Source organism: Sporomusa sp. (assembly GCF_057736855.1).
This window is the reverse complement of record NZ_JBYKYF010000313.1, coordinates 1-576: the sequence shown is the minus strand read 5'-3', so window position 1 is coordinate 576 and position 576 is coordinate 1. Positions and strand designations below refer to the sequence as shown.

Below are 576 nucleotides of genomic sequence, written 5' to 3'. Positions count from 1 at the left end.
TTATATAAATCATAGAAATGATGAGTCGGACCAGCACCTTTCCCAATAGCAAGGGAATGTTCAATAGCAGTGGTTATATACTCTTTGGCTGCAGTTACCGCTTCAGTTATTGCTAACCCTTTTCCTAAATTGGCGGCAATCGCTGAAGATAATGTACAGCCTGTACCATGCGTATTTTTTGTAATAATTCGGTTAGATTTAAAATAAACAAACCGTTTGCCATCAAATAATATATCTGTAGGGTCTCCGTCTAGGTGACCGCCTTTCATTAGTACATGCTTGGGTCCTAAAGCAAAGATTTGACGAGCTGCTGCTTCCATGTCCGCCAAAGTAGTAATCTTACGTCCGGTGATGACCTCTGCCTCCGGAATATTGGGAGTTACAATATCGGCCAACGGCAATAGCTCCTGTATCAGGGTGTTTTCGGCATCTGGGTTTAAAAGATGAAAACCACTTTTTGATACCATAACCGGATCGGCAACAATATTCCGAGCACCATAATATTTTAAACGGTCGGCAATAGTAGTAATGGTATCGATTTGCGATACCATCCCTATTTTGACCGCAGCCACTTCG

At 42.0% G+C, this 576-nt stretch carries 1 protein-coding gene; it reads right to left on the bottom strand.

The window, feature by feature from the left end:
• A partial coding sequence (gene thiD / locus AC29Z1_RS15305; protein ID WP_488272324.1) for a bifunctional hydroxymethylpyrimidine kinase/phosphomethylpyrimidine kinase occupies positions 1 to 576 on the bottom strand: 576 nt, incomplete at both ends.